The sequence below is a fragment of the Sinorhizobium sp. B11 genome, from assembly GCA_039725955.1.
In the GTDB taxonomy this organism is placed as follows: domain Bacteria; phylum Pseudomonadota; class Alphaproteobacteria; order Rhizobiales; family Rhizobiaceae; genus Rhizobium.
Genome location: CP091034.1, coordinates 2,989,530 through 3,015,248 on the forward strand (window position 1 = coordinate 2,989,530; position 25,719 = coordinate 3,015,248).

25 protein-coding genes and 1 pseudogene are annotated in these 25,719 nt (G+C 61.6%); 13 read left to right on the forward strand and 13 right to left on the reverse strand.

Annotation, left to right across the window (positions count from 1 at the left end; all coding sequences use genetic code 11):
- Positions 1–39: 39 nt before the first annotated feature.
- Together LVY75_24925 and LVY75_24930 are read right to left on the reverse strand one after the other, a co-directional pair.
- Positions 40–1,452, reverse strand: coding sequence for an FAD-binding protein (locus LVY75_24925; protein ID XAZ22044.1), 1,413 nt, complete (start codon positions 1,450–1,452; stop codon positions 40–42).
- A gap of 101 nt (positions 1,453–1,553) precedes the next feature.
- Complete coding sequence (locus tag LVY75_24930) at positions 1,554–2,606, reverse strand: aldo/keto reductase (GenBank protein XAZ22045.1); 1,053 nt, start codon at positions 2,604–2,606, stop codon at positions 1,554–1,556.
- A gap of 91 nt (positions 2,607–2,697) precedes the next feature.
- On the opposite strand from LVY75_24930, the gene LVY75_24935 reads away from it, so the two are divergent.
- Both LVY75_24935 and LVY75_24940 read left to right on the forward strand, forming a co-directional pair.
- Complete coding sequence (locus LVY75_24935) at positions 2,698–3,600, forward strand: LysR family transcriptional regulator (GenBank protein XAZ22046.1); 903 nt, start codon at positions 2,698–2,700, stop codon at positions 3,598–3,600.
- Positions 3,601–3,750: 150 nt separating this feature from the next.
- A complete protein-coding gene (locus LVY75_24940) occupies positions 3,751–4,845 on the forward strand; it encodes an AbrB family transcriptional regulator (GenBank protein XAZ22047.1) in 1,095 nt (364 codons plus the stop codon).
- A 30-nt stretch (positions 4,846–4,875) separates the two neighbouring features.
- Here LVY75_24940 and LVY75_24945 read toward each other — a convergent pair whose 3' ends face one another.
- Positions 4,876–5,274 carry a VOC family protein gene (locus LVY75_24945; GenBank protein XAZ25822.1) on the reverse strand — a complete coding sequence of 133 codons (399 nt, stop codon included), beginning with the start codon at positions 5,272–5,274 and terminating at the stop codon, positions 4,876–4,878.
- Positions 5,275–5,361: 87 nt separating this feature from the next.
- Between LVY75_24945 and LVY75_24950 the strand changes: the two genes are divergently transcribed.
- Together LVY75_24950 and LVY75_24955 are read left to right on the forward strand one after the other, a co-directional pair.
- Positions 5,362–6,069 carry a YafY family transcriptional regulator gene (locus LVY75_24950; protein XAZ22048.1) on the forward strand — a complete coding sequence of 236 codons (708 nt, stop codon included), beginning with the start codon at positions 5,362–5,364 and terminating at the stop codon, positions 6,067–6,069.
- Between the two features lie 152 nt (positions 6,070–6,221).
- The gene (locus LVY75_24955; GenBank protein XAZ22049.1) at positions 6,222–7,142 is read left to right on the forward strand and encodes a LysR family transcriptional regulator; all 921 of its coding nucleotides are present in this window, start codon (positions 6,222–6,224) and stop codon (positions 7,140–7,142) included.
- Position 7,143: 1 nt separating this feature from the next.
- Here the strand turns inward: LVY75_24955 and LVY75_24960 are convergent, their stop codons facing one another.
- Both LVY75_24960 and LVY75_24965 read right to left on the reverse strand, forming a co-directional pair.
- A complete protein-coding gene (locus LVY75_24960; protein XAZ22050.1) occupies positions 7,144–8,097 on the reverse strand; it encodes an NmrA/HSCARG family protein in 954 nt (317 codons plus the stop codon).
- A gap of 197 nt (positions 8,098–8,294) precedes the next feature.
- Entirely contained in the window at positions 8,295–9,182 is an 888-nt protein-coding gene (locus LVY75_24965) for an AraC family transcriptional regulator (protein XAZ22051.1), read from the reverse strand.
- A 32-nt stretch (positions 9,183–9,214) separates the two neighbouring features.
- Between LVY75_24965 and LVY75_24970 the strand changes: the two genes are divergently transcribed.
- Entirely contained in the window at positions 9,215–9,622 is a 408-nt protein-coding gene (locus LVY75_24970) for a DUF2000 family protein (GenBank protein ID XAZ22052.1), read from the forward strand.
- 67 nt (positions 9,623–9,689) lie between these two features.
- Here the strand turns inward: LVY75_24970 and LVY75_24975 are convergent, their stop codons facing one another.
- Together LVY75_24975 and LVY75_24980 are read right to left on the reverse strand one after the other, a co-directional pair.
- Positions 9,690–10,355 carry an OmpA family protein gene (locus LVY75_24975; GenBank protein XAZ22053.1) on the reverse strand — a complete coding sequence of 222 codons (666 nt, stop codon included), beginning with the start codon at positions 10,353–10,355 and terminating at the stop codon, positions 9,690–9,692.
- A 160-nt stretch (positions 10,356–10,515) separates the two neighbouring features.
- Complete coding sequence (locus LVY75_24980) at positions 10,516–10,926, reverse strand: helix-turn-helix transcriptional regulator (protein XAZ22054.1); 411 nt, start codon at positions 10,924–10,926, stop codon at positions 10,516–10,518.
- 77 nt (positions 10,927–11,003) lie between these two features.
- On the opposite strand from LVY75_24980, the gene LVY75_24985 reads away from it, so the two are divergent.
- Positions 11,004–11,591, forward strand: a complete 588-nt coding sequence (locus LVY75_24985; GenBank protein XAZ22055.1) for an NAD(P)H-dependent oxidoreductase — start codon at positions 11,004–11,006, stop codon at positions 11,589–11,591.
- Positions 11,592–11,652: 61 nt separating this feature from the next.
- Here the strand turns inward: LVY75_24985 and LVY75_24990 are convergent, their stop codons facing one another.
- The 5 genes from LVY75_24990 to LVY75_25010 form a co-directional block, all read right to left on the reverse strand.
- Positions 11,653–12,651, reverse strand: coding sequence for a flagellin C (locus LVY75_24990; protein XAZ22056.1), 999 nt, complete (start codon positions 12,649–12,651; stop codon positions 11,653–11,655).
- Positions 12,652–12,934: 283 nt separating this feature from the next.
- Entirely contained in the window at positions 12,935–16,087 is a 3,153-nt protein-coding gene (locus LVY75_24995) for an efflux RND transporter permease subunit (GenBank protein XAZ22057.1), read from the reverse strand.
- Complete coding sequence (locus LVY75_25000; GenBank protein ID XAZ22058.1) at positions 16,084–17,298, reverse strand: efflux RND transporter periplasmic adaptor subunit; 1,215 nt, start codon at positions 17,296–17,298, stop codon at positions 16,084–16,086. The genes LVY75_24995 and LVY75_25000 overlap by 4 nt, the downstream gene beginning before the upstream one ends.
- Before the next feature lie 247 nt (positions 17,299–17,545).
- The gene (locus tag LVY75_25005) at positions 17,546–18,364 is read right to left on the reverse strand and encodes an AraC family transcriptional regulator (protein ID XAZ22059.1); all 819 of its coding nucleotides are present in this window, start codon (positions 18,362–18,364) and stop codon (positions 17,546–17,548) included.
- Positions 18,365–18,524: 160 nt separating this feature from the next.
- Positions 18,525–19,007, reverse strand: a complete 483-nt coding sequence (locus LVY75_25010) for a VOC family protein (GenBank protein XAZ22060.1) — start codon at positions 19,005–19,007, stop codon at positions 18,525–18,527.
- A 328-nt stretch (positions 19,008–19,335) separates the two neighbouring features.
- Here LVY75_25010 and LVY75_25015 point away from each other — a divergent pair, with 328 nt between their 5' ends.
- From LVY75_25015 to LVY75_25045, 7 genes and pseudogenes are all read left to right on the forward strand, one after another.
- Positions 19,336–20,025, forward strand: coding sequence for a hydrolase (locus LVY75_25015; protein ID XAZ22061.1), 690 nt, complete (start codon positions 19,336–19,338; stop codon positions 20,023–20,025).
- A gap of 69 nt (positions 20,026–20,094) precedes the next feature.
- Positions 20,095–20,364 carry a XapX domain-containing protein gene (locus LVY75_25020; protein ID XAZ22062.1) on the forward strand — a complete coding sequence of 90 codons (270 nt, stop codon included), beginning with the start codon at positions 20,095–20,097 and terminating at the stop codon, positions 20,362–20,364.
- Positions 20,365–20,391: 27 nt separating this feature from the next.
- A pseudogene (locus LVY75_25025) lies at positions 20,392–22,279 on the forward strand (amidohydrolase).
- Positions 22,280–22,349: 70 nt separating this feature from the next.
- Entirely contained in the window at positions 22,350–22,718 is a 369-nt protein-coding gene (locus LVY75_25030; protein ID XAZ25823.1) for a DoxX family protein, read from the forward strand.
- 128 nt (positions 22,719–22,846) lie between these two features.
- The gene (locus LVY75_25035; protein ID XAZ22063.1) at positions 22,847–23,668 is read left to right on the forward strand and encodes an alpha/beta hydrolase; all 822 of its coding nucleotides are present in this window, start codon (positions 22,847–22,849) and stop codon (positions 23,666–23,668) included.
- A gap of 38 nt (positions 23,669–23,706) precedes the next feature.
- Positions 23,707–24,588: a glyoxalase gene (locus LVY75_25040; protein XAZ22064.1), complete on the forward strand. Its 882-nt coding sequence runs from the start codon at positions 23,707–23,709 to the stop codon at positions 24,586–24,588.
- 30 nt (positions 24,589–24,618) lie between these two features.
- Positions 24,619–25,296, forward strand: a complete 678-nt coding sequence (locus LVY75_25045) for a DUF1275 domain-containing protein (protein ID XAZ22065.1) — start codon at positions 24,619–24,621, stop codon at positions 25,294–25,296.
- A gap of 9 nt (positions 25,297–25,305) precedes the next feature.
- Here the strand turns inward: LVY75_25045 and LVY75_25050 are convergent, their stop codons facing one another.
- Positions 25,306–25,575: a hypothetical protein gene (locus tag LVY75_25050; GenBank protein XAZ22066.1), complete on the reverse strand. Its 270-nt coding sequence runs from the start codon at positions 25,573–25,575 to the stop codon at positions 25,306–25,308.
- Positions 25,576–25,719: the final 144 nt, after the last annotated feature.

Consider the following 25,719-nt stretch of genomic DNA (forward strand, 5'->3'; position numbering starts at 1 on the left):
GCCGGGGGCAAGGGCCAAGATCATGAGATTGTTCCATTTTCAGCCCAGATGAAAAATCTTGCCGGGATTGAGGATATTGTCCGGGTCGAGCGAGCGCTTGATCTGGCGCATCAGATCCACCGTACCCCCGAGCTCCTGCTCCAGAAATGCCATTTTCCCCTGCCCGATCCCGTGTTCGCCGGTGCATGTTCCGTCCATTGCCAGTGCCCGCGCATTCAACCGGGCGACGAATTCCTCGGCCGTCGCGATGTCCGCGGCGCTCTTGTCGTCGAACAAAAGCTGCACATGGAAGTTCCCGTCGCCCGCATGGCCGACGATCGGCGCCAGCAAACCATTTGCCTCGATATCGGCCTGCGTTTCGGCAACGCAATCCGCAAGCCGGGATATCGGAACACAAACATCGGTCGAAAGTACGGCAAGCCCGGGCGCCAGCGCCCGCACCGACCAATAGGCATCGTGACGCGCCTTCCAGAGCTTCGTGCGCTCCTCCGGGCTCGACGTCCACTTGAATTCACCGCCGCCGCATTCGGCCGCAATCTCGGCAAAGGCGGTCGATTGCAGCGCCACCGTCTCGTCCGTGCCATGGAATTCGAGGAAGAGCGCCGGGCTCTCCTCATAGGGAAGATTGGCATAGGCAATGCTGGCGCGCATCTGCAGCGCATCGACAAGCTCGATACGCGCCACCGGAATGCCCATCTGGATCGTCATGATCACGGCGTCGCACGCCGCTTTCACGCTCGGGAAGGCACAGACACCGCCGGCGATCTTCTGCGGAATGCCGTGCAGCCGCAGCGTCACCGAGGTCAGAATGCCGAGCGTACCTTCCGCCCCGACGAAGAGCCGCGTCAGATCGTAACCCGCCGACGACTTGCGAGCGCGGCGCGCCGTGCGAATTTCCTCGCCGGAGGCCGTCACTGCCGTCACTGCAAGCACATTGTCCTTCATCGTTCCATAGCGCACGGCATTGGTGCCGGAGGCTCGCGTCGAGGTCATTCCGCCGATCGAAGCATTGGCGCCGGGATCTATCGGGAAGAACAGGCCGGTATCGCGCAGATGGGTGTTCAGCGCCTCGCGCGTGACGCCCGGTTCGACCGTGCAGTCGAGATCCTCAGGATTGACTTCAAGCACTCGATTCATGCGGTTGAAATCAATGGAAATGCCGCCGTTCGGCGCGTTGACCTGCCCTTCGAGCGAAGAGCCGGTGCCGAACCCGATGACCGGCACCTTATGATCGGCGCAGGCCCGCACAGCGGTCTTCACATCGTCGGCCGTCTCGGCAAAGAGCACGCCGTCGGGCAGCTGGGCGGGAATGTAGGTGGTCGTGTGCGCATGCTGGGCGCGAAAAGCCTGGCCGGTCTGGAAGCGCTCTCCGAAGCGCTGTTTCAGGATACCGGTGACGGCCTCGATACCTGCCTCGTTTCGCATCCCAGCCTTCGCGTCGCGCAGTGCCATGCCCTTGATCTCCCTGCATTCCACAGCCTGCTACAGCATCTGTAGCAGGCCGGGTATGAGGCAAGTCAAAGCGGCTGTCCAGCCAAGATTCAGGGAAGATTTCATCCCATCCTTGTTGTGGGGATCGCGGGCGGGTTCAGCCGCGCAAAGCCCTCCTGCCGGTAATAGGGAAAATAGGGATAGGGCGGTGTCACGGCACTGACCGCATCCAGCCGCCCGATCTGTTCCGGCGTCAGGCTCCAGCCTACGGCACCGAGGTTTTGGCGAAGCTGTTCCTCGTTGCGTGCGCCGATGATGACGCTTGAAACCGTCGGCCGGCCGATCAGCCAGTTGATGGCGATCTGCGGCACCGTCCTGCCGGTCTCGGCGGCAATCTCGTCCAGCACGTCGACGATATCGAAGAGCCTTTCGTCATCGACAGGCGGGCCGTATTCCGCCGTCTGATGCAGGCGGCTTCCCTCGGGCAAAGGCGCACCGCGGCGGATCTTGCCGGTCAGCCGTCCCCAGGCGAGCGGACTCCAGACGAGTGCACCGACCTGCTGATCGGCCGCAAGCGGCATCAGTTCCCACTCGTAATCCCGCCCGGCAAGCGAATAATAGATCTGGTGGGCAACGTAGCGCGGATATCCATATTTCTCCGACAGCCCAAGCGATTTCATCAGTTGCCAGCCGGAGAAATTGGAAACACCGATGTAGCGAACCTTGCCGGCAGCCACGAGCCCATCGAGCGTCGCAAGCACCTCTTCGACAGGCGTCGAGGCATCGAAGGCATGAAGCTGCAACAGGTCGATATAGTCAGTGCCGAGCCGGCGGAGCGCATCCTCGGTCGCGCGGATCAACCGCGCCCGCGAGGTGCCCCAGTCATTTGGCCCCTCGCCCATAGGCAGCGCCATCTTGGTCGAGATCAGCACCGTCTCGCGCCTTCCGGAGATTGCCTGCCCCAGCACCTCTTCGGACGCACCGGCCGAATAGACGTCCGCCGTATCGAACAGCGTCACACCTGCCTCCAGGCAGATATCCACCATCCGTCGCGCCTCTTGCGCATCCGTCGTGCCCCAGGCACCGAAGAGCGGACCGCTGCCGCCAAAGGTACCGGCCCCGAAGCTCAGCACCGGCACTTTCAAGCCCGATGCGCCCAGATTTCTGTATTCCATGGCTCAATCTCCTGTTTCCCAAAGAGATAGACCCGGCTGGAACGATGATATAGATTGCCTCAGAGCATATCATCTGTGATTTGAATTCATCATGAGCCGTCAGGACATCAATCGATCGGGCGAAATGGAAGTCTTCGTCAGCGTCGTCGAACGCGGCGGTTTTTCCGCTGCCGCGCAGGCGCGGCGCATGACGCCATCGGCCGTCAGCAAGCTGGTCGCCCGGCTGGAGACAAGGCTCGGCGCCCGCCTCGTCAACCGCTCGACGCGCAAGCTGCAGCTGACACCGGAGGGATGCGCCTTCTATGAGCGCAGCGTGGCGATCCTTGCCAACATATCGGAGGCGGAGCGTTTCGCTTCGGCAGGAGAACAGGCGGCCGGCCGCATCAGCATCAACACCAGCGGTTCCTTCGGCAATCATGTTCTGGCCCCGCTCGTCCCCGCCTTCATGGCCGGGCATCCGGGCGTGACACTCGATATCACCCACACCGACAAAGTCGTCGATCTGCTGGAAGAGCGTGCCGATGTGGCGATCCGCGCTGGACCGCTGAAGACATCGAGCCTGATCGCCCGCAAGCTCGGCGCCGCCAGGAAGATCATCGTCGCCTCCCCCGATTATCTCGCGCAATATGGCGAACCGCATTCAGCCGGCGAACTACAAAACCATCGCCGCATCGGCTTTTCCTATGCTCGGGCGCTGGAAGGCTGGCCGATCCTGGAGAACGGCGGGGAAATCACCATTCCCCTTACCCCGGGCCTGCAGGTCGGCGATGGCGAGGCCATGCGTCATCTGGCGCTCTCGGGCGCCGGCCTTGCCCGCATGACGGAATTCACCGTGCGCGCCGATATCGCCGCTGGACGGCTCGTTCCGCTGCTGGAAGACCTCAATCCCGGCGATGTCGAGGAATTCTACGCAGTTTATATCGGCCAGGGCGGGCCACTGCCGGCCCGTGTTCGCGCTCTGCTCGATTTTCTCGCGAAACACACCCGCCTTTAGGAGCAAAAGGGCCAGATTCCGCAATTGACCCTTTGGCCGCCCCGTGCCTATACCGAGTCTGCGCTTGCCGGCCCTCAGCCGGCCTCTTCATGCTGCCGGGGCCTTCTCCCACCTCCGCCTTCGGGCTCGCTCCGGTCGAAAAGTTCGGGGATGACAATTTTGGACGCAAGCAGCTTCCAGCAGAAAGCGAGCCTGCCCAAATGGGCATTGCTGCTCGCCATGTCCGCCATTCTTGTGCTGTTCCTCGAACTCTTCGCCCTGCCCGCCTCGCTGCTGATCGGCCCGATGGTCGCGGCAATCGTGCTGGCCCTTACCGTCAGCAAGGGGCAGTTGCGCGTCCCCTACTGGCCGCTGCAATTCGGCCAGGTGCTGGTCGGCCTCCTGATGGCGCGCAACATCACGCCCGATATCCTCGGAACCATGGCCAAGGATGCGCCGCTCTTCTTCATCTTCATCGTCTCTGTGGTCGCCATTGCCGCCGGTCTCGGCTGGCTTTTGACACGTTGGCAGGTTCTGCCCGGCACGACGGCTGTCTGGGGCTCCACGCCCGGCGGCGCCTCGGCGATGGTCATCATGTCCGAGGCCTATGGGGCGGATGCCCGCCTCGTCGCCTTCATGCAATATCTGCGCGTTGTCTTCGTCGCCGTCGGCGCCTCCGTCATCTCCCGTCTCTGGGCCGCCGCCGATGGGCAAGAGCCGCCGCCGGTCATCTTCTTCCTGCCGGTCGACCGGCCGGCCTTCGCGATCACGATCACCTTCGCCGCCCTTTGCTGCTACGGCGTCTTCCGCTTTCGCATCCAGGGCGGCAATATCGTCATCCCGCTGATCGGCGGCGCCGTTTTGCAGGGTTTCGGCCTGCTGAAGATCGAACTGCCGACCTGGATCCTGGCGCTCAGCTACGCGCTGATCGGCTGGAGCATCGGCCTGCGCTTTACCCGCTCGATTCTCGAACACGCCGCCCGCGCCCTGCCCCGCGTTTCCGCCTCCATCATCATCCTGATGGCGCTCTGCGGCTGCATGGCCGTCGCCCTCCACAAATTCGCCGGCATCGACCCGCTGACGGCCTATCTCGCCACCAGCCCCGGCGGCGCCGATTCCGTCGCCATCATCGCCGCGTCGAGCGATGTCGACGTGCCCTTCGTCATGGCCATGCAGACCGGCCGCTTCATGATGATCCTGTTGATCGGCCCGGCAGTCGCCCGCTTCGTCGCCCGCCGCTCCGGGCTTGCGGAAAACGCTGCTTGAGCATCAAAACCCTCGGCAGCCCGCAGCCACTCAACGACCGCTGAAGCGTTGCCTCGCGGCCTCCGTAACGGGTGTATAAAGCGCCACGCGGGTTCCCTCCGGGTCCGAAAACTGGACCGTGCGATTTCCCCACGGCATATCCCTGGGCTCATGCACGACCTCGATATAGTCCTTGAGCCGAGCGAATTCAGCGTCGACATCCGATACGATGAATTCAAGAATGGCGGTTCTGTTGGCGCCTGGCTCCGCACTGCCCTCTTTGAACAGGGCGACCGTCTCCGCGCTCCCTATCGCCACGACGGCACCGGGTGTGACGATCTCGGCAAAGACGGGAGCAAGCCACTCCGCGCGATAGCCCGTCACGAGCTCATAGAAGGCCACCAAGCTTTTAATATCCGAGGCGACAAGACGGGTGGATGCGAGCTTCATCATTTTCTCCTTCAGGCGTAACGATCTCTTTGCCCGCTCTTGTGACATAGTCATCCTGCCAGCGTTGTGGCAGCAGGAGTCACCAGCATGCGAAAAGCGGAACGGCTTTTTCAAATCATCCAGATACTTCGAAGATCAAACCGTCCGGTCACCTCGGCACAGCTTGCCGATGAACTCGAGGTCGCGCGACGCACCGTCTATCGCGACATCGCTCATCTGATCGGCCAGCGTGTTCCCATAGAAGGGGAAGCGGGGTACGGTTACGTCCTCGATCCGCAATACGACATGCCGCCACTAATGCTGACACCAGAGGAAATCGAAGCCGTTCTGCTCGGCGTCCAGATGGTTGCAAAACTGGGTGACCCGGCGATCACCAATGCCGCCAGAGATGTCATCGCCAAGATTACCGATACGGTACCCGACGACCTCCTTCCGTTCATTGCCGAACCCGCAGTCGGCCTGAAGCCCGAGGAGGTCACCAACAGCTTGACGTTCGACACCCGCCCGGTCAGGCGGGCGATCAGGGAGGGGCGAAAGATCGATCTCGAATATCGCGCGGCCAGTGGCGAGGTAAGCCACCGCATCGTGTGGCCGGTGCTTCTAGGCTATGCAGACACGCATTGCCTCCTGATCGCGTGGTGTGAATCAAAGCAGGCCTTCCGCCATTTTCGCACCGAACGCATCCTCGACTTCGAGGTTCTCGAAGAGACTATCGGCGTATCCAGAGGCAGGTTGAGACAGCAATGGCTGCACTGGCGTGAAACCGAACTATCCCGTTTGCGCGCTGCTCCGTGACTGGCGGTCTGCGGAAAACGCCGTCTAAATGCGGGGACCCATCAAACTGCGTGGCCTTCGAAACAGCCTCTGAATTGTCCTGCTTATGCCTGACTAGCCGCAGGTCCGGTTATTCCCTAGACTGAACTTAATGAACATCACTGTGCTGAAAAATGGATAACACCGGACTGTCTCTCGACCGAATGCGCACCTTTGTTCGCGTTGCCGAGCGCGGCAATCTGTCTTCTGTGGCAAGGGAGCTCGGCATCGGTCAATCAACCGTGACGCGGCACCTCAATGAACTCGAGGACGCAGTCGGCGTACCTCTCCTCAGCCGAACCACGCGTCGGGTCATCCTAACCGACGAAGGCAGCCGCTATTATAGCAGCTGCCTTCAGGTGTTACGCCTGGTCGAGCAGGCTGCCGAGGAAGCCAGGAATGCCCGTCGGGCGGCCGCAGGCGCTGTCAGGCTTTCATGCACTGCAGCGCTTGGCGTGATGCACATCACCCGCCTCATCTTCGAATTTCAGGACCGGCATCCTGATATCAGCGTCGATCTCAACCTGACCGACGAGCGCATCGATCTGGTTCGCGAGGGCGTTGACGTGGCACTGCGGCTCGGACCTCTCACCGACAGCTCCATGAAGCTTCATGCGCTCGGAAAAAGCCACCGGCTGATGGTCGGCGCTCCCGCTTATTTCTCCATCCACGGACGGCCGGAGCGACCGGACGATCTCTCGCGATACGAAACCGTCATAATGTCCAATGTGGCCGGGAGCGATCAGATTGCTCTCTCCTCCCGCGATGGCGCGAATGTGACGGTTCCAGTCAACGGGAAGCTGCGCGTCGATCACGGGCTTGCGGCGCGCGAAGCCTTGGCCGCAGGACGTGGCATCGGCCCCGCTCACCTTTGGCTGGTCCATGATCTCCTGGATAGCGGTCGGCTCGAGGTCGTGCTCGAAGACTACCGTCCGGCGCCGGCGCCGCTGAGCCTGCTCATCGTGCCCGAGCGTTCAGCTATTGCCCGCGTCCGCCTTCTCACCGACTTTCTTGTCGCCGAGATTCCCAGACTGCCGGGAATCCGCCCGTCATGACTCAGAGCCCGAAAGATTTCTTGTCGCCGCGCCAGCCCGTGGTGCGAAGATACTGCTCCCAGTCGAGTGTATCGGGATCCAGTCGGCGGCTCCATTCCAGGTCATGCTCTTTGCCGAAATAACCGTATTCGACAGCATACTCGACCATACCGACAAGCTCTCGCGCGAGGAATTCGTTGGCGGCAAACTCCGGAAAATACTGCAGCAGGCCATCCCTGGTGAAAGCGTTTCGATATTCTGCCCTGAGGCCGGTTACCGCTCGGAAAGTCTCGACCATCTCCCGGGGCGAGATGATATCGCCGACAACAGGCAGCGTTTTCCCGTTGTATCGCTCGGGATTTGAGAAGATTTCGAGCACGGCCGGCCCGGTCGCCGTCAGTGGATCGACGAAAGGCGCCCGGAAATCTTCCGGCAGATAGATCGGCAGCACGAGCGTGTCGCCTTCCATGCGCGGCGGATAATATTCGAGAAGGTTCGTGTAGAAGAATGCCAGCATGACGAAGGAATGCGCGATCGGCAGACCGCGAATATAATCTGCAACGCGCGCTTTATCGGTGAAGTGCGGAGCAAACTTCGTCCCGCCCGAGATCGCATCGACATTTTCGAGCGTGCTGAACACGATATGTCCGACGCCTGCCTCAACCGCGGCATCCGCCAGCTGGCGGCCGATAGGAGCCTCTATCGTTGCTGGCGGTGTAACGGGCGGCGTCATCAGAAACGCGCCGTCCGCGCCTTCGAAGGCAGCGACGAGATCCTTCTGGAAGCCAATCTGGAGAGGGACGGTTACAATTTCAGCTCCAAGCTTCTCCAGGCTCGAAGCCTCCGGTGAATCCTTTTGTCGGGTCAGGGCGCGCACGCGGAAACGCCCGCTGCGAAGGAGCGTCGCTGCGACGCTGCGACCCTGTTTGCTGGTTGCACCGACAATTGCGATAAGTGGCTTATCATTTACAGACATAGTTGCGCTTTGAACCTTTTCCCTGTCGCTGGCTGCAGACTGCGTAGCCAAGCGTCATTTCGGGGAGAGCATTCGGCTGATGCCGCTAGCTCCAACTCGGGAGCAAGTTATCTCATCAGGTTTTCTTGCTGTAGGCATGCGCAATGCATATGATAATGCCGTTTTCTGGATAAATGCCACGGCTTCACACGTCAGTATCAGCGGCTGAACGGTCCGGTCTCTGTCGTATAAAGACGTTGAAGCCCCGCCCATCGCCCGGGCGTCACCCCATAGGCCTTCTTGAAATGCCGGATGAAATGCGCCTGGTCGGCAAAGCCGGTAGCCGCCGCCACATCGGCAAAACCCTCGCCCTCGCCCATCAGCGTCTTTGCCTGCTGCAGCCGCCGCATCAGCATGTAACGATGCGGACTGGTGGCAAAGGCCGTGCGAAAATGCCGTGACAGCGTGAAGCGGTCGAGGCCGGTAACGGTCTCCAGCTCGCCGGAGCGCACCGGCCGCAGTGCATGTGCCTCCAGATAGTCGCGCGCTGCCCGCACCTGTTTCCACGCAACCGCGCCCAGCGCACGGCGGCGCACCTGCGAATGCCGCGACAGGCCACCCGCCACGCGGCTGACGAAATCGTCGACGAAGAGTTCGTCCAGCTCCCGGTCGAGCTCGCCGAGTGCGGCAAGCAACACCTGCGCCAGCGCCCCATCGGCAATGACCGGCTGGTCGACGAAGGGAAGGCCGATCTTCTCTGCCGCCAGACACTCCATCAAGAGCGCCGGCTCCATGTAAAGCATGCGGTAATGAAGGCCTGCCTCGGTCGCTGCCCCGCCGTCATGTTCCTCGTCCGGATGCAAGACGATCACCTGGCCTGGCATGCTGAAGCGCCGCTCGCCGCGATAGGTGAAGGTTTGCACGCCATGAAGCGTGACGCCAAGGGCATAGGTATCGTGCCGATGCGGCTCAAAAACATTGCCCGAAAACTGCGCCTCGATACGCTCGATGCCCGGAAAGGCCGGCGCGGTCAGAATGCCGCTGTCCGCGGGCGCGCACAAACGTTCAAGACCCTCAAAGACCTGCGGCGTTAGATCCTGGCTCAACGCGTTTCGATACCCTGATGAGAGAGACTGAGATGTTTGATACCAAAATTGCGATCGTCCTGCGAAACAATCTTGCCGGCTGGCAGAAGCTGAATGTCACAGCCTTCCTCTCGACAGGCATTGCCGGGCAGTATCCTGAGATCATCGGCGAGCCTTACAAGGACCGCGCCGGCAACCTCTACAACCCGCTATCCATCCAGCCGATCATCGTCCTGTCGGCCGACGAAGCGACGATGTCGACGATCCATCGCCGCGCGCTGGAGCGCGACGTGACCTCTTCCGTCTTCATCGAAGAAATGTTTGCAACCGGCCATGACACGGCCAATCGCGCCGTCTTCGCCGAATACGCCCCCGATGACGCCAAGGTGGTCGGCATCGCCCTGCGAGCCGACAAGAAGATCGTCGACAAGATCACCAAGGGCGCAACGATGCAGCATTGAGGCAAACGGCGGAAACGAAAAAAGGCCGGGCGATGACCCGGCCTTTTTGTCGTCTGAAGGCGACCGATCAGCCCTGCGTGATCGGCGCGATCTGGATTTCGACGCGGCGGTTCTGCGCGCGGCCGGCTTCGGTCGCGTTGGAAGCAACCGGCTGCGACGGGCCGAAGCCGACGGCTGAAACGCGGCGCTGGTCGATGCCCTGGCTGCCGAGATAATCAGCGACGGACAGCGCGCGGCGCTGCGACAGGTCCTGGTTATGCTGGAGGCTGCCGGTAGAGTCCGTATGACCGTTGATGTCGATGAGCGTCCGGTTGAACTTGCGCAGCACGATCGCCACCGAATTCAGCGTCGGATAGAAGCCCGCCTTCACCGCATCCTGGTCGACGTCGAAGGTGATGTTCGACGGCATGTTGAGAATGATGTTGTCGCCCTGGCGGGTGACCGAAATGCCGGTACCTTCGAGCTGGGCGCGAAGCTCGGCTTCCTGCTGGTCCATGTAGTTGCCGATCGCGCCGCCGGCGAGTGCGCCGATGCCGGCGCCGATCAGCGCCGCGTTGCGCTTGCCATGGCCGCCGCCGCCGACGGCGACGCCGACGAGAGCACCGCCAAGCGCGCCAAGGGCAGCACCGCCAGCGGTATTGGATACCTTCTGCTCACCAGTATAGGGATCGGTCGTCGTGCAAGCTGAGAGGTAACTCGCCGCAACGGCCAGAAGGATGAATTTCTTGATCATGGACAGGAGGTTCTCCGTTCGAAGCTGGTGCGAGCAGATATTAGGGAATGCGGCAACAAGATGAAGATGCCAATCTGATAAGCCAAATTCCCCATGGGAAACATCGGTCTGTTGCAGCCGCGCACCGATATCACCAGCTTTATTGGCAAACCGCAGGACTTCAGTCGAGGCCGCGACGTTTGGCATAGGCCGCCCGTGCCTCGTCCATGCGTGCGGAGTTTGTAACGACCCACTCGGCAAGCCCCCGAACCGGATCCAGGAACTCCCGGCCGAGATCCGTCAGCGCATACTCGACCTGCGGCGGTGTGGTGGGCGTGACGGTCCGGGAAACGAAGCCGTTCTCCTCCAGCTCCCGCAATGTCGATGCCAGTACCTTCTGGCTGATCTCGCCGACCTCACGGCGCAAAGCATTGAAGCGGAGCGGCCCGTGACCCAGCACACGCACCACCAGCAAGCTCCACTTGTCGCTGATGCGCGCCAGCATGCGGCTGATGTGATCGCAGGCGTGAACCTGCCCGCAGTCTTCGGCGCCCTCGCAGGCGGCGGTTTCCTCGTGGTTATCTGGTTTCAATAAAGTGCCTCCTTGTGCTGCTCCACGAACCATCCGTAATCTGGTTACCGTTGGAAACCAGCATACAGGAGGTTACTATGAATTCTAAGCCCCGTATCGCCGTTATTGTCGGCTCTACCCGCCCCACCCGTTTCGCCGATGCCCCGGCACAATGGATATTGAAGCAAGCTCAGGCACGCGACGACTTCGACGTCGAGCTGGTCGACCTGCGCGATCACCCGCTCCCCTTCTTCGAGGAAATGGCATCGAACTTCTGGATGCCAAGCCAGAATCCGGAAGCGGTGCGCTGGCAGGAAACGATCGGGCGTTTCGACGGCTATATCTTCGTCGTCGCCGAATACAACCATTCGATCACCGGCGTTCTTAAGAACGCGCTCGACCAGGCCTACAAGGAATGGATGCGCAAGCCGTTCACCGCGATCGGCTATGGTGGCACGGGTGCCACGCGCGCGGTCGAACATCTGCGTGGGATCGGCGTCGAGCTCCATATGGTCTCGACCCGCAGTGCCGTGCATATCGGCGGCAGCGACTTCATGTCGATCCACCCGGCCTTCGGCAACAAGCCGATCGATGAGATCGAGGCGAACCTGCTGCCGACGGCAAAGGCAGCCCTCGACGAACTGGTCTGGTGGGCCAAGGCAACGATGGCTGCCAAGGCTGCCTGAAGCCAAAGAAAACCGCGCGGCGAGCATCGCTTGCCGCGCGGCCGGTATTACAAAACCGAAATCAGAAATTCTGGAAGAGCTGACGAACCTTGTCGTAGGATGCGTTGGCGATATTCAGCGATTGCAGGCCGAGCTGCTGCTGGGTCTGTAACGCCTTGAGCTTGCTCGATTCGGTCTCCATGTCGGCATCGACGAGGCGGCCGATACCCGTGGTGAGATTGTCGGACAGGTTCTTGGCGAATTCGTCCTGGATGCTGATGCGCTTTTCCAGTGCGCCGAAAGCCGAGCCGACGGTCGTCAACTGTCCGAGCGCGGCATCGACGACACTGATCATCTCGTTCAGGTCCTGTTTGCTGGTGCTTGCCGTCAGGCCAATTTCCACCTGGCCGGCCGTATTGCCGTTCTTGCTCTTCGTCAGCACCCAATTCTGCGCCGCGCCCAGTTCGCTTGCGAAGAAGCTGGAAGTCAGAACGCCATATTCGCCGGTGCCGCCTGCCCGGTCGTCGATCACATAACGTGCATCCTTGGAGGATGTCGCGCCGCTCGGCGGGATATCGATATGATAGCTTAGCATGCCGACCGATACCGTCCCGTCCGAATTGCGGATGAAGGAGGCCGGGATCTGGCGCGGCTGCGTCGGCGTCGTCGTATTGTCGAGGATGATCCAGTTGTCGTTGTTGAAGCCTGCACCCTCGGAAACGCTGCGCAGCTGCGCCTTCAACTGATCGAGCTCTTCACCGATCTTTGTCTTGTCGACGCCCTGCTCGGTTGCCGCGACAAGCTTTGCCTTGATCTCGGTGACGACGTCGACGACGCTGTCGACGCCCGCCGATGCTGTACCCATGGTGGCAGCCGCCATGCCGAGGGCATCCTGAATGGCGGAAAGCGCCTTGTTGTCGTGGCGAGCTGTCGTCGCAACCGACCAATAGGCGGCATTATCTTTTGATTTTTCGACGCGCAGACCTGTCGTGACATGGTTCTGCGTCACCGTCATGTTCCGATTGATATCACGCAGCACATTAAGCGCCGCATCCACGGAGGTGCGCTGATAAATACTCACGGTACGAACTCCAAAAACACAACAAGACGCAACACAACAGGATGTACCGAAATCAAGCGGACGCTCATGTCCGCCGTCGCTGGAAAATCAGCGCAGTGGCCTTCGGAAAAACTGGGGAAGACCGGCCGGTTACTGATCGCGATCATTGCCGCTTATGCTTAATAAACGGCTAAAGTTCAGAAGTAATTTATCTTATTTCACAAGACTTCATACACCATAAAAACGCCTGCCGGAGAGATACGGCAGGCGTTTTCGAAAGTATTAAAAAAGCTTGTTCGCCCTCTTACTCGGCAGCCTGAAGCTGCTGCGGATCCGGCTTCGGACGCGTCGCATGCGTCATTTCCTCGTGCAGGCGCGCTTCCTCATGGGCATGCGGCTTGGCGAACCGGGCAATCAGGAGATAGGCAACCGGCGTGATGAACAACGTCACCAGCGTCGCGAAGCCGAGACCGCCGACGATGACCCAGCCGAGCGCCACGCGCGCTTCCGCGCCCGCACCATGCGCGAAGACCAGCGGAACGCCCCCAAGAATGGTCGCGATCATCGTCATCATGACCGGGCGCAGGCGAAGCGCGCAGGCCTTCTCGATGGACGAGCGCACGTCCTCGCCGCGGTCACGCAGCTGGTTGGCGAATTCCACGATCAGGATGCCGTTCTTCGCCATGACGCCGACAAGCAGCACCAGGCCGATCTGGCTGTAGATGTTGAGACTGGAGCCGGTGATGACAAGCGCGAAGACGGCGCAGGCAAGACCGAGCGGCACCGTCGACATGATGATCAGCGACGAGAGCACGCTTTCGAACTGTGCCGCGAGCACCAGGAAGATGATGACGATCGCAAAGCCGAAAGTCAGCGCCATGCCGCTGGAATTCTCCTCCAGCGTCGCAGCTTCTGCGAGCGGCAGCAGGCGCGCGCCGGCCGGCAACAGCGGTGCTGCCATTTGCGTGACGCTCTTCACGGCGTCGCCAAGCGACATACCGTCCTTCAGGCCTGCGGTGATCGCCACCGAGGCGAGCTGCTGTTCACGGTTGAGCTGCGGGGCGACCGAGCCTTCCTTCAGCGAAGCGATGACCGACATCGGCACGATCTTGCCGTCACCGGTCTTCAGGAAGACGTTTTCAAGATCGGTCGGGTCGTCGATCGGCCGCATCGTCGAGGTCAGAAGCACCGGATAGGATTCGCCATTGACGAAGACGTCGACCACCGATCTTCCTTCGAGCAGCGACTGGATGGCGGTCGAAAGGCCGGTGATATCGATACCGAGATCGGAGGCGCGTTCACGATCGATTGCGACGGAGACTTGCGCCTGCGACGGTTCGTTGGTCAGGCGTGGCGTATCGTACTGGCCACTGGCATCGAGCTGCTGCACGAGCTTGGCGGCAGCCGCCGTCAGCGCCTCGTGGTCATTGCCGATCAGCGCCATCTGCAGGCCGCTGCCGGCGCCGCGAATACGCAGGCTGTTCGACGAGATCGCATTGCCGCGCAGCGCCGGCACCTTTGACGCAGCCTGGTTGATGTCGCGGACGATATCAGCCTGCGTGCGGTGGCGCTCGCCCCAGGGCGCCAGCGTCAGCACCATGAAGCCGCTGTTGGAAGCGCCGCCCTGACCGGAGATCGAGAAGACGTTCCTGATATCGCCGCTGTCGACAAGCGGCTGCAGATATTCCTCCACGAGCTGCAGCTTGTCGCGCGTATATTCGAGGCTGGAACCCTGCGGCGTCGTCAGCCGCATCATCACCATGGCGCGGTCTTCTTCCGGCGTCAGTTCGCTCTTGACCGTGCCGAAAGCGACAACTGCTGCACCGCCGAAGATAAGTGAGAAGACGATGACGACGACAGGCGCGTTCAGGCAGGCATGCAGCGCCCATTTGTAGAGGCCGGCGAAAGCCTCGCCGAAGCGGCCGAGCAATCCGTGATCCTCGATCATCGGCTTGGTCAGCATGCGAGAGGCGAGCATCGGACACAGCGTCAGCGCCACGATCGACGACAGGCCGACCGAGAAGGCAAGCACGAAACCGAATTCGCGGAAAAGACCACCCACCTGCCCCGGCAGGAAGGAGAGCGGAATGAAGACGGCGGCAAGTGTGGCCGTTGTCGCGATGACGGCGAAGAAGACTTCACGCGTGCCGAGCACGGCGGCAGCGCGCGGCCCCATGCCCTCCGAGCGTCGACGCACGATGTTTTCCAGCACGACGATGGCGTCGTCGACCACGAGACCGGTCGCCAGCACGATCGCAAGCAGCGTCAGGATGTTGATCGAGAAGCCGACCATATAGATCGCCGCCAGCGTGCCGATCAGCGCCACCGGCATCGAGACGGACGGGATCAGCGTTGCGCGCCAGTCGCGAAGGAAGAGATAGATGACGACGGTGACGATGACGGCCGAAAGCAACAGCGCCAGCACCACTTCATGGATCGCGCCCTCGATGAACACGGCATCGTCGCTGGTGATTGCGATCGTCGTGCCCTTCGGCAGCGTCTTCGAAAGCTGGTCGACGGCAGCATGAATGCCGGTGGAAATATTCAGCGTATTCGACTGCGCCTGGCGGATGATGCCAAGACCGATGCCCGGTTTGCCATTGGAGCGCAGCGCCGTCTCGCCGTCGCGCGGCCCGAGCGTCACGGTCGCAACATCGCCGAGACGCACATTGTGCTGCAGGATGACGTTCTGGAAGTCTTCAGGCGTCTGCAGGCTGGCGGTTGCGCGCACCACGATATCCTGCATCGGGCTCTTCAGCGAACCGGCCGGCACGTCGAGCGCGGCATTGTCGAGCGCCTTGGTGAGATCGCCGATGGTCAGCCCGCGGCTTGCAAGTGCCCCCTGATCGACGTCGACACGGAAGACCTTTTCCTGATCGCCGTATTCTTCGACATCGGCAACGCCATCGACGGAGGCCAGGCGATCGACCACCTCGTTCTCGACGAGGAGCGTCAGATCGTCCATGTTGAGTGTATCCGACGTGACCGCGAGGCGCATGATCGCCGAGGAATCCGAATCCGCCTTGACGATCTGCGGCGCATCCGCCTCATCGGGCAGGTTCTGGGCGATGCGGCCGATTGCGTCACGCACGTCATTGGCGGCAACGGCCAGATCGATGGAATCGGAAAACTCCAGCGTGACACGGCTCTGACCGAACTGGGAACTGGAAGAGATGGATTTGAGACCGCTGACGCGCGCAACCGCGCCTTCGATGACCTTGGTCAGTTCCTGGTCGATCGTCTGCGGCGAAGCGCCGTCGAATGTCGTGCGCACGGTCACGACCGGCCGGTCGACATCGGGCAGCTCGCGCACTTCGACGCCCACATAGGCCGCAAGGCCCGCCACCACCATCAGCGTATTGAAGACCAGCGCCAGGATCGGCCGGCGCACGAAGAGTGCGGTGAAGGTCGCCTTGCCGGATTCCGGTTTGTCCTGGTGGATCTCGGTCACGCTCATTGGGCGGCGACCTTGTCGTTGGCGGCGACATCGGTCGCCGTGCGCACAGCGCCGTTCTCGCGCACGCGCTGCAGGCCCTGGGTGACGATCTGATCGCCATCCTTCAGGTCAGCCTTGACCAGCACATAGTCCGGATTGCGCTGCACGACCGTGACCCGCACCTTGTGCGACTTGTCGTCGGTCACCCGCCAGACGAAGGAACCCTGGGCATCCCACTGTACGGAGAGCGGGTTGACGGCTGGATATTTATCGCCGGCAAACTTCATGCTGACCGCGAAGGACATGCCGGCGCGCAACTCGTCCGAGCTGTTGTCGATCCGGCCGCGCAGACGCAGCGTCCGGCTTGCCGCGTCGATACGATTGTCGACCGCTTCAAGCACGCCCGAAAAGATTTTGCCCGGCCGCGCCACGGAGGTTGCCTCGACCACCTGGCCAACGGAAACCGTATTGGCGAAACGCTCCGGCACCCAGTAATCGACGAGGATTTCGGTGCGATCGTCCAATGTCACGATCGGCGTCGAGGTGGTGACATTGTCACCGATATTGACGGGCACGATGCCGACGATGCCGTCGATGGGGGCCACGATATTACGGCGCTGGAGATTGAGATCGGCGGCCTGCAATTGCAGCCGCGCATTCTGCTCGGCGATCTCGGAATCGAAGACATCCATGCGCGAAACGCTGGACTTGATATTGTGGTAGAGGCTGGATTTCTCGAGCGCGCTGTTCAGCGCCACCTGCGCCTGCCCCTGGGCGATGACCTGCTCCTCGCTGTCGAGCTTGGCGAGAACCTGCCCCTGCTTCACCATATCGCCTGACTTGATCAGAATCTCGCGGATCGTACCCGTCGCCTGCGGCGTGACCGCAACGGAGCGGATCGCGTCACCCGTGCCGATCGCATTCAGCCGGTCGTTGACGACGCCCTGCACCACCGCCTGGGTGACGACAAGCACCGCGCCATTGCGTCCGCCGCCACCGCCGCCATTGCGGCGGTTCTGCCCCTGTCCCTGCCCTTGCGCTTGGCCACCTTGAGTCTGCCCCGCGCCGGCATCGGCTGCCTCTTCGCTCTTCGGTGCGATCCTGGAAACGATGCTGTCGGGAATACCGGCATTGCGCATCGTCTCGCCAGCGCCGGGCACAAAATAGACCCACGCGGCAAAGCCGGCGATAATGACGACAAGGCAAAGTACAAATTGCTTCCAAAAGGGCATTCACGTCTCCGGAGGGACTCGAGGTTGTCCAGGGTCGGTCGAAAGAGGCGCGCGAGACAAAAAGTCTCACCTGGTGCGACAATATCGCACCTTTCCCCGGCCGGCAGCAAGCACAACCACCCGTCATTACCGATTTGTAATATCAGCAAACTTTGAAAATAACCCGTGCGCTCACTTTTACTTGAACAACGCTAAAGCAGTGCCGGCAAAACGCTTACCGATTTTCCGTCCGGCACCGCGCCAGGCTTCAGATGCGCCTCTCCCGTCGCCATGTTCCGGGCGAAACCCCGTGGAGTGCGGTGAAGATACGCGTCAGGTGGCTCTGGTCGGCAAAACCGCAGGTAACCGCGATCTCGGCAATGGAGGCGGTGCCAAGCAGCATCTGTCGCGCTTTCTCCGCCCGATATTCGAGCAGCCACCGGTGCGGCGTGCGGCCGGTCGATTTCTTGAAGGCGCGAATGAAATAGCTGGTCGACAGCCCGCATTGCGCCGCGACATCCGAGATCGTCGCCTCCCGCGCCGTCAGCGAAGCAAGGAATGCCGTCGCCAGGTTGAGCTGACGCCCCGAGAGCCCGCCGCTGCGTTCTGCCGGCAGGTTGATCTTGCCGTAACGCGTCACAAGATGCGCCTGCAGCGCCAGCAGGATGTGATCGATGAAGAGCGCGCTCGCATGCGCCGGCTGGCTGAGCGCCGGGAGCAACGCCGTCGCAAGGGCCTGCACGACAGGATCAAGCTGGCCCTGCCCGCAATCGAGCCCATTGAAGCCCGACCGTCCCGCCTCGTAGCTGAAATCGGAAAGCCCCTGCCGGGAAATATTGAAGCGCATATTGTCGAACGAGGAGCGATGGTGGCAGCGCCATTCCTCCCCGAGATCGGTGATCGCCAGCGCGCCTGCCGAATGGCCGCCGTCGTGAACGAGCTTGCCGCCGCGCCAGAGACGATGGTTGTCGAAAGGTTTCAACTGGGCGATGACGCTGAAAGCCTCCGCTTGGGGAATCGGCCCGCTTTCGTCATGGTCGGCGCTGGTGCTGCGCATGCGCACGATCGAGACTGCACCGGCTTGCAACAATGAAACCTTTGGCCGAGATGCCAATTCAATCACCCCCGTTTTCGAATTGCCTCCCACTGTCATAATCGCATTGTTTGCTTTCGAAATCCACCTGGTGAAATCGAAACGGCAGCCCCTTCGAGGCTGCCGTCCGCTCGCGTCGCACCGCTTCCCGATGTCAGGCGGCTTCCTGAAACGCCTGTTCCAGGGTAGCGACGTCGATCTTGATCATCTTCAGCATTGCTTCGGTCATCTTCTTGGCATTGCCCTTGCGTGTGCCGCTCATCATCTCGGCCAGCGCCTTGGGTACGATCTGCCAGGAAAGACCCCAGCGATCCCTCAGCCAGCCGCAATGTTCGGCCGTTCCGCCATTGGCGAGGAAGCCATCCCAGATGCGGTCGAGCTCCGCCTGATTCTCGCAGACGACCTGCACCGAGAAGGCATGGTTGAACTGCTCGAACGGCCCGGCCTGCATGGCGATGAAATTCTGATTGCCGAGCGTGAATTCCACGATCTCGACGCTGCCGGGAGGCCCGCTCGGGGTTTCAGATGGCACTGTCGTGATATCGCCGATCGAAGAATCGGGAACCAGCGAGACATAGAATTCGACCGCTTCGCGCGCCTGTTCGGCAAACCAGAGAAAGGAAATGACCTTGACCATGAACTGTCCTCCTTGAGCTGTTGGTCACTATGGCCCTAGGACGCATGGGCATGGCCTCTCCCGACAGGACGGCGCAATTTTTTCTCGAATGGCGATTTTTCAACGTCTCCGGGGCCTTCCGCGGAGCCTCTTCAGCCGAGAGCAATTTTCGACAAAAGAGGGTCAGAACCGACAATCGGATTTGCCGTTTGCCAAGTAGGTTCGCCGTCAATTCGCAACCTCGCCCTTGCGGGGAAGCGATGCCGACCGACGCCCGCCAGCCTCTTTTGGCGACAGCCCGGCAGCCCGTTTATTGGCCGCAAGGCCCCACGACCAGGGAGAACGCTCAATGTCCAGATATCTCGAAGTCCTGACGCCGCAGAACAGCCAGCTGATCTTCATCGACCAGCAGCCGCAAATGGCCTTCGGCGTCCAGTCCATCGACCGCCAGGCGCTGAAGAACAACGTCGTCGGCCTCGCCAAGGCAGCCAAGACCTTCAAGGTTCCGACCACCATCACCACGGTCGAGACCGAAGCCTTCTCGGGCCACACCTATCCGGAGCTGCTCGCCGTCTTCCCCGAAAACACGATCCTCGAACGCACTTCGATGAATTCCTGGGACGATCAGAACGTTCGCGACGCATTGGCGAAGAACGCCGCCGGCGGCCGCAAGAAGGTCGTCGTCTCAGGCCTCTGGACGGAAGTCTGCAACACTACCTTCGCGCTCTCCTGCATGCACGACACCGATTACGAGATCTATATGGTCGCCGATGCTTCGGGCGGCACCTCCGCCGAGGCCCATAAATACGCCATGGACCGCATGGTCCAGGCCGGCTGCGTGCCCGTCACCTGGCAGCAGGTGCTGCTCGAATGGCAGCGCGACTGGGCGCGCCGCGAAACCTATGATGCGGTGACGGCTATCGTGAAGGAACATTCCGGCGCTTACGGCATGGGCGTCGATTATGCCTATACCCATGTCCACAAGGCGCCCGAGCGCATCGCGCATGGCAAGCGCATCGGCCCGAACCCGGCCAGGTGAGTTCTCTTCGGGGAGCGGCTTCATCGCCGCTTCCCCATTGCCGCATGCCGAAATGAATCGAGCCCCCAAATGAAAATCTATCTCCTCTCCCTCGGCGCCGGCCTGCTCGTCGGCATTGTCTATAGCCTTCTCAATGTCCGTTCGCCGGCGCCGCCGGTCGTGGCCCTTGTCGGCCTGCTCGGCATCCTTGTCGGCGAGCAGGTCATTCCTTTCGCCAAAACGCTGATCAACAAGGAACCGGCAGCGGTCTCGTGGTTGCATCAGATCAAGCCGCACATGTTCGGCCACATGCCCAAGGGCAGCACGCCTTCCGACGCCAAGCCCTCCGACAAGGCCTGATAGCGCTCGCGCTCAAGGACGAAGACCATGGAAAACACGACCGCTGACCTCATCCTGCATCACGGGCTGATCACCACGCTCGACCGCTCCAACCCGGCCGCGACCGCCGTTGCCGTGAAAGACGGCAGGTTCCTCGCCGTCGGCCACGACGCCGAGATCATGGCGCTCAAGGGACCGGAGACCAGAGTCGTCGATCTCAAGGGCAAACGCGTCCTTCCCGGCCTGATCGACAATCACACCCACGTCGTCAGAGGCGGCCTGAATTTCAACATGGAGCTGCGCTGGGACGGCGTGCGCTCGCTCGCCGACGCGATGAACATGCTGAAGCGCCAGGTGGCCATCACACCTGCGCCGCAATGGGTGCGAATCGTCGGCGGTTTCACCGAACATCAGTTCGCTGAGAAGCGTCTGCCGACCATCGACGAAATCAACGCCGTCGCGCCCGATACCCCGGTCTTCATCCTGCATCTTTATGACCGCGCCCTTCTGAATGGCGCCGCGCTGCGCGCCGTCGGCTATACCAGGGACACGCCGAACCCGCCCGGCGGCGAGATCACCCGCGATTCCCAAGGCAATCCGACCGGTCTGCTCCTTGCCAAGCCCAATGCCGGCATTCTCTATTCGACGCTCTCAAAGGGGCCGAAACTGCCCTTCGACTATCAGGTCAATTCCACCCGCCATTTCATGCGCGAGCTGAACCGCCTGGGCGTCACAGGCGTGATCGATGCCGGCGGCGGTTTCCAGAACTATCCCGATGACTATACCGTCATCCAGAAACTTGCCGATGACGGCCAGATGACCGTCCGTCTCGCCTACAATCTCTTCACCCAGAAGCCGAAAGCGGAGAAGGAGGATTTCCTGAACTGGACGGCGTCGGTGAAATACAAGCAGGGCAACGACTATTTCCGGCATAACGGCGCCGGCGAAATGCTGGTCTTTTCCGCCGCCGATTTCGAGGATTTCCGTCAGCCGCGTCCCGATATGCCGCCGGAAATGGAAGGCGAGCTGGAAGAGGTCGTGCGCGTACTTGCGGAAAACCGCTGGCCCTGGCGCCTGCACGCCACCTATGACGAGACGATCAGCCGCGCGCTCGATGTGTTCGAGAAGGTCAATCAGGATATCCCGCTCGAAGGCCTCAACTGGTTCTTCGACCATGCCGAGACCATTTCCGAACAGTCGATCGACCGCATCGCAGCCCTTGGCGGCGGCATCGCGGTGCAACACCGCATGGCTTATCAGGGCGAATATTTCGTCGAGCGCTACGGTGTGGGCGCAGCCGAAGCCACCCCGCCCGTTGCCCGCATGCTGGAAAAGGGTGTGAAGGTTTCGGCCGGCACCGATGCCACGCGCGTTGCCTCCTATAATCCCTGGGTCTCGCTCTCCTGGATGATCACGGGCCGCACCGTCGGCGGTTTGGCGATCTATCCCCGCCGCAATTGCCTGGACCGTGAAACGGCCCTGCGCATGTGGACGGAAAACGTCACCTGGTTTTCCAATGAGGAAGGCAAGAAGGGCCGCATCGAAAAGGGCCAGTTCGCCGACCTCATCGTGCCGGATAAGGATTTCTTCGCCTGTGCCGAAGAGGAAATCTCCTTCCTCACCTCGGAGCTCACCATGGTCGGCGGCAAGATCGTGTATGGATCAGGCACTTTCGCCAGTCTCGACGAAAACCCGGTTCCGCCGGCCATGCCCGACTGGTCGCCGGTGCGAAGTTTCAAGGGATATGCTGCCTGGGGCGAACCCGAAGGTGCCGGCAAGAACTCGCTGCACCGCCGCCTGATCTCCGCCTGCGGCTGCGCCAATGATTGCAATGTCCATGGCCATGCCCACGCCGACGCCTGGGGTTCGAAGGCGCCCCGTCTCCGATCTCAAGAGCTTCTGGGGTGCGCTCGGCTGCGCCTGCTGGGCCGTTTGAGGATAGATGCATGCATGCCTTTGAAATCCGGCTTGCATCCTTCGTCCGCCCTCTTTTCGGGGCAGCGTGGATGCGCTTCATCGCCTATCTCGGTCTCTGCGCCGCCTATCTGCAGGGCGGCCTCAACAAGCTCACGGATTTTCCGGGCGCGATTGGCGAAATGACCCATTTCGGCCTGTCGCCGGCACCGGTCTTTGCGGCGATCGTCATCATCATGGAACTTGCCGCCTCGCTCATGATTCTCGCCGGATTCCTGCGCTGGCTCGGCGCTCTCGCGCTCGGCGGCTTCACGCTGATGGCCACTTTCCTCGCCCTGCGTTTCTGGGAATTGCCCGTGGGAATGGAGCGCTTCATGGCCGCCAATTCCTTCTTCGAGCATCTCGGCCTCGTCGGCGGCTTCCTGCTCGTCGCCTGGCTCGATCTCGGGCAAAAGGCATAGGCAACCTACACCAAAGGATCGCTTACACGGCCATTTGAAACATGTTTCCTGATCGCGTCACGCACCACGGTGCAGAAAATCGCGCCAGCAGGCGAATACCTCCCAACCCCAAGCATAGGACAGAGACGATGCCGACGATCACCACCAAGGATGGAACGACGATCTATTATCAGGATTGGGGCAACGGCCAGCCGATCCTCTTCTCCCATGGCTGGCCGCTCTCGGGCGATGCCTGGGAAGTGCAGATGCTATATTTCGCCCAGCAGGGCTACCGTGTCATCGCTCATGACCGCCGCGGCCATGGCCGTTCCTCCCAGCCGTGGAACGGCAACAATATGGATCAATATGCCGATGACCTCGCCGAGCTCATCGAGAAGCTCGATCTGAAGAACCTCGTCATGATCGGCCACTCCACCGGCGGCGGCGAAGTCGCCCACTATATCGGCCGCCATGGCACGAGCCGCGTCGCCAAGGTCGTGCTCGTCGGCGCCGTGCCGCCGCTGATGCTGAAGACCCCTGCCAATCCCGAGGGCACGCCGATCGAAGTCTTCGACGGCATCCGCAAGGGCACGGCCGGCGACCGTTCGCAGTTCTACCGCGATCTGACCATGCCCTTCTACGGCTTCAACCGCGACGGCGCGAAGGTCAATGAGGGCCTGCGCGAAACCTTCTGGCTGATGGGCATGGCCGGCGGCATCAAGGGCCATTACGACTGCATCCATGAATTCTCCGAGGTCGATTACAGCGACGACCTCAGGAAGATCGACGTCCCGGCGCTGCTCATTCACGGCGATGCCGACCAGATCGTGCCGATCAAGGCCGCCGCCGAAAAGGGCATCAAGCTTCTGAAGAACGGCACGCTGAAGGTCTATCCGGGCGCCCCGCACGGTCTTGCCCAGACCGAAGCCGACAAGTTCAACGCCGACGTTCTCGCCTTCATCAAGGCGTAATCCATGAGAGCGGCCGGCCGGGCCGAAGGAGATCATACATGCTTCGTCTATCGTTAGCCCTTGTTGCCCTTCTCGGTCTGACCGGCGCTCCGGCCCTTGCCACCTCGCCACAGTCAGGCGTCGGCCCGCAATATGATACGACCCATGTCTATGTCGCCCCTGGCGACGTGGACGCCTTCGCCAGGAGCTTCCTCGCCACCTTCGGCGGCACCAGCACCAGGCAGGTGACGGCAACGGTGACGCCGACGCCAAGCAGCACCACGTCGCAGCTCCTGCAGACACCGGTTGGCACCGTCTCGCTCTTCGGCTTCAAGACGCCGATCCCCTACCCGTTCGGCGCCGAGCGCACCGGCTACCTCGTCACCGACCTCGACAAGGCCGTAGCCGCCGCCAAGGCTGCCGGCGCCGATGTGATCGTCTCAGCCTTCCCCGACCCGATCGGCCGCGACGCCGTCATCCAGTGGCCGGGCGGCGTCAACATGCAGCTTTACTGGCACACGACCGCGCCAAATTATCCGGCCTTCACGACCATCCCCGAAAACCGGGTCTACATGTCGGCTGATCGCGCCGCGGCTTTCACCCACGCCTTCCTTGCCTTCTCGCACGGCAGGGTCGTTTCCGATGAAGAGAAGGCGCCGGGTATCGATATCGGCCTTCCGGATCAGACCTTTCACCGCCTGCGCATCGAATCCGTCTTCGGCCGCATGACCGTGCTCGTCACCGACGGCCATCTGCCCTTCCCCTACGGCCGCGAGACGACCGGCTATGAGACGGCCGATCTTGATGCGACGCTCCAGAAAGCCAGGGAGAGCGGTGCTGAAATCCTCGTCGAGCCCTATCAGTCCGGCGAACGCCGTGCAGCCATGGTGGAATTTCCGGGCGGCTATATTGCCGAAATCCACGCCGTCGCGGCACACTGACGAACGAATATACAGAGGGGGAAAAGACCGATGCGCCCAGCCCTGCCCGTGCTTCTGAGCTTTACCGGTGGTTATGTCGATACAGCAGGCTTCCTGGCACTTGGAGGTCTCTTTCCCGCCCATGTAACCGGCAACTTCGTCACCCTCGGTGCAGCGCTGACCCACGGCACGTCGGGCATCATCGCCAAGCTTATGGCGCTGCCCGTCTTCTGCCTGACGATCCTCCTGCTGCGCTACCTCACCTACAAGGTACCCGCCGGTGACGAGAAGGGTTTGCGCATCCTGCTCGTCATCAAGCTATTGTTCCTGATCGCCGGCGGCGCCTGCGCCATCTGGCTTTCGCCCTTCACCAATCCGGATGGCCTGCCGCTGGTCGCAACCGGCATGCTGCTCGTCATCGCCATGGCGGTCCAGAACGCCGCTCACCGCATCCATCTCGGCGCGTCACCGCCGAGCACGCTGATGACCGGCACGACGACGCAGATCATGATCGATCTCGGCGATCTCGCCCATGGCATGTCAGGAGATCAGGCAAAGACAGTGAAAGGCCGCCTGTCGCGCATGGCAATTGCAGTGGCCGCGTTCGCGCTCGGCTGCGGCCTGGCCGCCCTGCTCTTTGCTACCGTCGGCATCTGGTGCCTGGCGCTACCGCCGCTCTTTGCCCTGATGTCGGTCTGCCTGGCCTTTGCCGGGCCGAAGGCCGCCTGAGAACAGCGCTTAGCCGCCGATGCCGCTGCCGGCGGTCGCAGCCTCAGCCACGGCAATGCGCTGTCGCAGTGTCGCCTTGCGTGCCCGAATCTCAAGCGAAATGAGTTCAGCAACCGATCCATTACGGCGCAGCAAGGCGATCGTGCTCAACACGGGAGACACGATGGCGGCGAGGACGGTTCCGAGGCCTTCACCACTGTCCGGCAAACCATTCGCCGCGATCAGCGCGACAACGGCGATCAGCAGGATCAGATTGGCAAGAATGGCGATGACATGCATATGGCTCTCCCGATGGCTGGCGCGAAACCATAGTTGAGGTCCAGGAGGACCACAACTCCTGCGCAGGCTTCCCGACCGGGCAACCAAACCTGCTGAGGATAGCGCAGCCGCTGGGAATGAAAGCAGAACATCTTTTCTGGTCTT